Here is a 6,968-nt window from a genome sequence, read left to right as displayed (position 1 = left end):
ATGGCTTCGGCGACACAGTTCATCGTATTGGCTGAGCCATAGAATGAACAGGACCCGCAGGTCGGACCACAGACGTCTTCCAGACTGTTAAATGTAGGTTCGTCTATTTTTCCGGCACGCAGCATTCCCAGCCCTTCCGACATAGAAGTCAGATCGGATTTGCGGTTGTCGAATACCTTGCCTCCCAGCATGGGACCGCCACCCATAAATATGACTGGAATATCGAGGCGGGCTGCCGCAAGGAGCATACCCGGCACGATTTTGTCACAGGAGCCGAGCAGCACGACGGCATCCAGATGATGGATTTCTACCATCGTTTCGATGTCATTGGCAATCAGGTCGCGGGAAGGCAGAATATAATGCATGCCAGCGTGGCCCTGGGCCGTGCCGTCACAGCCGGCGATGACGCCAAATTCACAGGCTGTACCGCCTGCCCGGTATATTCCCTTTTTGACGGCTTCGGCCATCTGGCGCAGGTTGTAGTGTCCCGGCACGAGTTCATTCCAGGAGTTGGCAATGCCAATCAGCGGGCGCTTCAGATCGTCATCGGAATAGCCGATGGATTTAAATACACTGCGATTAAAAGACCATTCCGGCCTTCCTAAAATTTCTTTACTTCTGTACATTTTCTTCATCCTTTCCCACCATCAGGTGTCAGCAGAAAGCTGTGCTTTCTAAATGAAATAGTACATGTCCCTTTCTTCACTATAACTTTTTTTCATTTTATTTGCAACTATTTTGTATGAATAATTGTAAAACCGGTGTCTCAGTTTTGAGACAGAATCAGATGAGTCCGTTCAAATGAACAAATGTGAAAACAATAACGTAAAATCGATGAATGATACCAGAAAAATCATATTAGTTATGATTTTTCTATAGACTAGGATACTAGAATATGCTAATATGTACGTATATTAGATGCGTTATAACAGATGTGTCATTCTTTGATAAAATTGCCGTCGGATTCCGGTATTCATAAGGGTTGATGGCTGTTTTATATATGTGATTTTCTCATAGCGAGCGAACATAAGGTGCAATCCCGTTATTTGACAGACACTGCCATTCTAGTACAATAATAGTATGTGAATTCGTAAATGTATACACATGTGTATATGCGAATTAATGTGCAATTGCATGAGGCAGGAACTGGTACAAATTCGTTCTGTTGCTGTAAAGAGAGGAGTAGTAGTATGAAACAAGGTACAGGTGTTGTAGGAGAATTATGTAAAGACGTATTTATTCCTAAAATGGTGAAAGTACATCAGAAATTTGATTTATCGTACATTAAACCGGAAGATATTCCCGGTGTTGTTCGGGCTCAGCTCGATCGTGACATTATCGCATCCAAAATAAAACCGGGCATGACGATTGCCATTACCTGCGGCAGCCGCGGCGTATCCAATACGGCTCTTATTATCAAGACCATTGCATCGTATGTTAAGGAAAAAGGTGCTAAACCGTTCGTATTCCCGGCTATGGGCAGTCATGGCGGTGCTACGCCGGAAGGACAGACTCAGATCGTCAATGGCTATGGCGTCGTGGAAGACTATGTAGGATGCCCGATTCGTGCGACTATGGAAACGAAACAGATTGGCACGACCGATGATGGCCGTCCTGTTTTCATTGATAAATATGCAGCTGAATCGGATGGTATCATCATGCTGGGCCGTATCAAAGCCCATACGCAGTTCGTTGGCCCTTATGAAAGCGGCCTGATGAAGATGGCTGTCATCGGCATGGGCAAACAGCATGGCGCCGAAGGTGTCCATGAACAGGGCTTTGTCCATATGGCAGAAAACATCCAGCGCTATGGCAAAGTCATTCTGAAAAACGCTCCGATTATTTGTGGCGTCGGCCTTTTGGAAAATGCGGCAGATCAGACGCATACCATTGTCGCCCTCACGCCGGATGAAATCATCGAACAGGAACCGGAATACCTGAAAAAAGCAAAAGCTCTCATGGGCCATATCATGATCAAACATGCCGACCTTCTCATCATCGATGAAATTGGCAAAAACATCAGTGGCGACGGCCATGACCCCAACGTTTCCAATATGCTGCCCCGTGAAACGGGCGTCCCCTTTGGCCCGAACGGTGAATTCCCGTCCAAGTGTGAATTCAATGCCGACCGCAAAATTGTCCTGGATCTCACGGAAGAAACTCATGGCAACGCCAATGGCCTGGGCTTGGCAGATGTAACGACACAGCGTTGCGTTGACAAGATTGTCAATGCTGCAGCATATCCGAATGCCGTTACCTCGACGATTCTGGAAATGGTCAAGATTCCGTTCTGGACGGAAAATGATAAACTGGCTATCCAGGTTGCACTGAAAACGGCTACGAAAGCTGATAAGACAGCTCCGAAAATCGTCCGCATCAAGAATACGATGGAAGTGCAGGATATTTACGTATCAGAAGCACTGCTTCCGGAAGTTGAAGCTAACCCGGATATGGAAGTAGCCGGGGAACTGGCTCCTATGCCGTTTGATGAAAATGGCAACCTGTTTTAATCCGTCATGACGATAGGAGATCGTATGCTGTATCTGGCAGCATACGGCCTCTCATATATAACATATTATATTTATATTTTGTTTCCCAATCCCTAAAACAAGGAGGAACATGAATGGAACAGAGATGTAAAGGCGTACGCAAAGTATGGGCCCAGTCGGATGCATTGAAACTCGGCACCGAATTCTCCGAAGGCGATCTCGCGAAACCGCAGATTTTGATTGATGATGTATGGGGTGAAAGCCATCCCGGCAGTGTTCACCTCGATAAGTATGCTAAGCAGGCATCTATCGGCGTCTATGAAACGGGTGGCAAACCTGCTAATTTCCATGTCACTGATATCTGTGACGGATGGGCTCAGGGCCATGATGGCATGAACTTTATTCTTCCCAGCCGTGAAGTCATTGCCGATATGGTAGAAATCCATGCCAATGTCATTCCCTGGGATGGCGTTATTCTGATTTCCAGCTGTGATAAAGCCGTACCGGCTCACCTGGAAGTAGCTGCCCGTCTCGATATGCCGGTCATCCACATTCCCGGCGGTTCTATGCGCAGCGGCCCGGGGTGCACGACATCCGACCTCGCCGGCCCGATTACGGCCCGTGATAAACGCGGTCTGGTCAGCAAAGATGAAATGCGCGATTATAAACTGACGGGCTGTCCGACCTGTGGTTCCTGTCAGTTCATGGGAACGGCCAGCACGATGCAGTGCATGTCTGAAGCACTTGGTATGGCCCTTCCCGGCAATGCTGTCGTACCGGCTACGTTGATGGAAAGTCAGCGCTATGCCCGTCTGGCAGGTCAGAAGATTATGGAACTGGCTGAAAAAGGCATCACCACGTCAAAAATCATGACGAAAGCGGCCTTCATCAACGCCATTAAAGTCCATCAGGCTATCAGTGGTTCTACCAATGCTACCATTCATTTCCCGGCTATTGCCCATCAGCTGGGCATTGATATTCATCCGCGCATGTTTGATGAAATCGGCAAGAATATCAAATATCTGACGAATGTACAGCCTAGCGGCAAATACATTACAGAATTCCTCTGGTATGCCGGCGGGATTCCCATGATCCAGATGTATCTCAAAGACGAACTGGATCTCAACGTCATGACCGTTACGGGCCGCACGCTGGGTGAAAACCTGGAAATGATTGAAAAGAGCGATTTCTTTGAACGTGGCCTCGGCTATCTCAAGACTTATGGCATTAATCCGGAAGATATCATCCGCAAACCGGAACATTCGAATAAATATGGTTCTCTGGCTGTACTGGACGGCAATATTGCTCCTGATGGCAGTGTCGTTAAATTCTCGGCTATCAAGAATCCCGATATGATGCATCATATCGGACCGGCACGGGTATTCAATTCGGAAGAAGACTGCCAGCAGGCTATCATTACTGGTCAGGTCAATCAGGGCGACATCTTATTTATCCGTTATGAAGGCCCGAAAGGCGCTGGTATGCCTGAAAGCCTCATGACGACCGATGCCATTGCCTTTGATGAACGCCTGGATGGCACGGTTGCACTGGTAACGGACGGCCGTTTCTCCGGTGCTACCCAGGGCCCGGCTATCGGCCACGTATCACCGGAAGCCGTAGAAGGCGGCCCCATTGCGCTCCTGGAAGACGGCGATATGATTGAAATCGACATTCCGAACCGCAAGATCAATATGATCGGCGTAAAAGGTGAAAAGAAGACGGCGGAAGAAGTAGATGCTATTCTGGCTGAACGTAAAAAGAACTGGAAGATGCCTGATTTCCCGAAGAAAAAAGGCTATCTGGCTCGCTATAGCAAATATGCGACATCGGCAATGTCCGGCGGATATCTTCAGTAATTCATACTAGTTTGCAGCTAATAAAAAAGGTATCGTACGAAGCAGTGATGCTTTGTACGATACCTTTTTAGCTGTACGTTTATAGTAAATAACAACAAAATTCAGATATAAAAAAGACCTGTTGCTGAGAACAGGTCTTTTTTATACATGTAGTGACTTAACATCTTATATTGGCTGGGACTGGAATGATTTGGCAAAGAAATCAATATCGTTGATGTTCAGTTCCGTAAAGGTGTGTTCCAGTTTTTCCTTCGATGTCTTCAATGCGTCAATGGTTTTTTCCTTCTTTTCTTCTGTCAGGCGGAAAGAAGGGATGCTGACGCTCATGGCAGCGATATAATGACCGTGATACGCCAGGGGAACGGAGAAACAATTGATGCCGGGAGAAATTTCTTCTTTATCCGTGAAATATCCAAGCGTCTTGCCCTGCTGGCATTCATCATAGAAACGGTTAAAGTCCGTACAGGTCCGTTCTGTTACCGGGGCCAGCCCCTGGGGATAGAGTGTTTGCAGGCCCTGCAGGGTGTATTCGCTTAGCAGTGCCTTTCCGATAGCCGTGCTGTAAGCAGGAAGCCGTTTGCCGACGAAAGAAATGAGCCGTATCGGTTCGGGAGATTCTTCTTTTGCCAGATAGAGTACATCACCGCCTACCAGAACACCGAGCTGGCAGGCTTCCGATGTGGCATTGACGATGCGTTTCATCTGGGCTTTGAAAAGTTCTAGTATGTCCATGTCCTGCAGGCAGGCGGATCCGACGATGAGAGCGCTGATGCCGACTGTATACTTGTTGGATCCATGCTGGGTGATAAAGCGGCGTTCACACAGTGTGCGGATAATGGGAACAATCGTACTTTTGGGGACAGAGATAGCCGTGGCAATTTCTGTCAGGGAGCAGCCTTCCTTCGATGTGGAAAGAAGCTGCATAATGTCCAATACACGGGCTGTAGGGCGGTGCGTGGTATAGGGCATCCTATATTACCTCCTTTAAAATATATATGATGACGGTAAATCACAGGCAGTACATTGAGGTTCACAATCATCAGTATAGCGAAAATGGGACAACCTTGCAAATGGAAATAGATGATACAAGACTGAGAAGTCTGGTTATAGCACGGGCAGATATAAACCACAAAAGGAATTTATCGGCGAATATTGCTATTTTATGTGAAAAATGGTAGAATATAGACGTAAAACGTATATACAAATTATAACTCATATACGAACAAATTGCAAAAGAAATTGTCATATTTATCTATTCCGATATAGATATAATTCTGCTTTAAAACTATGAAAATAGTTTTGAATAAATGCCTTACGAGGCGTATAATTTAAGGAGGTATTTTTTTATGAATTTTGAATTCTCTGATGAACAGCAGGCGATTCAGAAATTGGTACGCGAATTTGCAGAAAAGGAAATTGCACCGACTGTCCAGGAACGGGATGAAAAAGCAGAATTTTCCCGTGAAATCTTTGATAAAATTGGTGAATTAGGCTTGTGCGGCATCTTTTTCCCCGAAGAATACGGTGGAAGTGATGGCAGTTATGTAAGCTATATCCTGGCTAATGAAGAATTATCCAAGGTTGATGACGCCGTAGCTGCCGGGTATGCCTCCAGCATTTCTCTGTGCGCATGGCCTATCTGGAAATTTGGTACAGAAGAACAGAAGAAAAAATACCTCACACCGCTGGCAGAAGGAACGAAACTGGGTGCTTTCGGCCTGACAGAACCCAATGCCGGTTCTGATGCTGCCCGTCAGCAGAGCACGGCTGTCCGTAAAGGCGACCATTATATCCTCAACGGCAGCAAAATCTTTATCACCAATGGCGGGGAAGCAGACATTTATGTCGTCTTTGCTATGACGGATAAGACAAAAGGCACAAAAGGGATTTCCGCGTTCATCCTTGAAAAAGGAATGGAAGGCTTCACTTTTGGCAAAGAAGAACAGAAGATGGGGATTCATGCTTCCAAGACGAGAGAACTGATTTTCCAGGATGTTAAAGTTCCGGTAGAAAATCTTCTCGGTGAAGAAGGCAAAGGCTTCAAAATCGCTATGCAGGGCCTCGATGGCGGCCGTATCGGTGTTGCTGCCCAGGGCCTGGGCATCGCCGGTGCTGCGCTGGAAGCGGCCATCAAGTATTCCAAGGAACGGGAACAGTTTGGCAAACCGGTCTGCAAATTCCAGTCTATTTCCTTTATGCTTGCCGACATGGCAACGAAACTGGATGCAGCCCGTCTTCTCGTGTACCGTGCAGCAGCCCTCAAAGAACAGGGCAAACCGTGCACGAAAGAATCGTGCATGGCCAAGCTGTATGCGACCGATGCGGCTATGTCCATTGCAACGGACGCCGTACAGATTCTCGGCGGTTATGGCTACATCCGCGAATATCCGGTAGAACGGCTCATGCGCGATGCCAAGATTACCCAGATTTATGAAGGTACGAACCAGATTCAGAGACTGATTATTTCCGGCCAGCTTTTACAGTAAATCGTTCATACAGAAAGGGAGATAACGATGAGTGATGTATTAACCTATGATGAAATGAAAGTCGGCGATAAGACCACTTTCGGCAAAACAATTGGTGAATGTGATGTATATGCTTTTGCAGGTGTTACGGGTGATTT

General features: G+C 46.8%; 5 protein-coding genes. 3 read left to right on the top strand and 2 right to left on the bottom strand.

Translation table 11 applies throughout. The features are described 5' to 3' along the window. On the bottom strand, positions 1 to 626 hold a 626-nt coding region (locus DBO31_RS01480; RefSeq protein ID WP_150824263.1), incomplete at its 3' end, for a dihydroxy-acid dehydratase. A 564-nt stretch (positions 627 to 1,190) separates the two neighbouring features. Here DBO31_RS01480 and DBO31_RS01475 point away from each other — a divergent pair. After that, entirely contained in the window at positions 1,191 to 2,510 is a 1,320-nt protein-coding gene (locus tag DBO31_RS01475; RefSeq protein ID WP_059076369.1) for a lactate racemase domain-containing protein, read from the top strand. A gap of 113 nt (positions 2,511 to 2,623) precedes the next feature. Next, positions 2,624 to 4,345: a dihydroxy-acid dehydratase gene (ilvD, locus tag DBO31_RS01470; protein ID WP_075581782.1), complete on the top strand. Its 1,722-nt coding sequence runs from the start codon at positions 2,624 to 2,626 to the stop codon at positions 4,343 to 4,345. A 165-nt stretch (positions 4,346 to 4,510) separates the two neighbouring features. On the opposite strand, the gene DBO31_RS01465 is transcribed toward ilvD, so the two are convergent. Then, complete coding sequence (locus DBO31_RS01465) at positions 4,511 to 5,314, bottom strand: IclR family transcriptional regulator (RefSeq protein WP_059076371.1); 804 nt, start codon at positions 5,312 to 5,314, stop codon at positions 4,511 to 4,513. 377 nt (positions 5,315 to 5,691) lie between these two features. Here DBO31_RS01465 and DBO31_RS01460 point away from each other — a divergent pair, with 377 nt between their 5' ends. After that, complete coding sequence (locus DBO31_RS01460; protein WP_059076372.1) at positions 5,692 to 6,831, top strand: acyl-CoA dehydrogenase; 1,140 nt, start codon at positions 5,692 to 5,694, stop codon at positions 6,829 to 6,831. The last annotated feature ends 137 nt before the right edge of the window (positions 6,832 to 6,968 follow it).

The sequence above is a fragment of the Megasphaera sp. DJF_B143 genome, from assembly GCF_900320625.1.
GTDB classification, from domain to species: domain Bacteria; phylum Bacillota; class Negativicutes; order Veillonellales; family Megasphaeraceae; genus Megasphaera; species Megasphaera hexanoica.
This window is presented reverse-complemented; position numbering and strand designations above follow the sequence as displayed.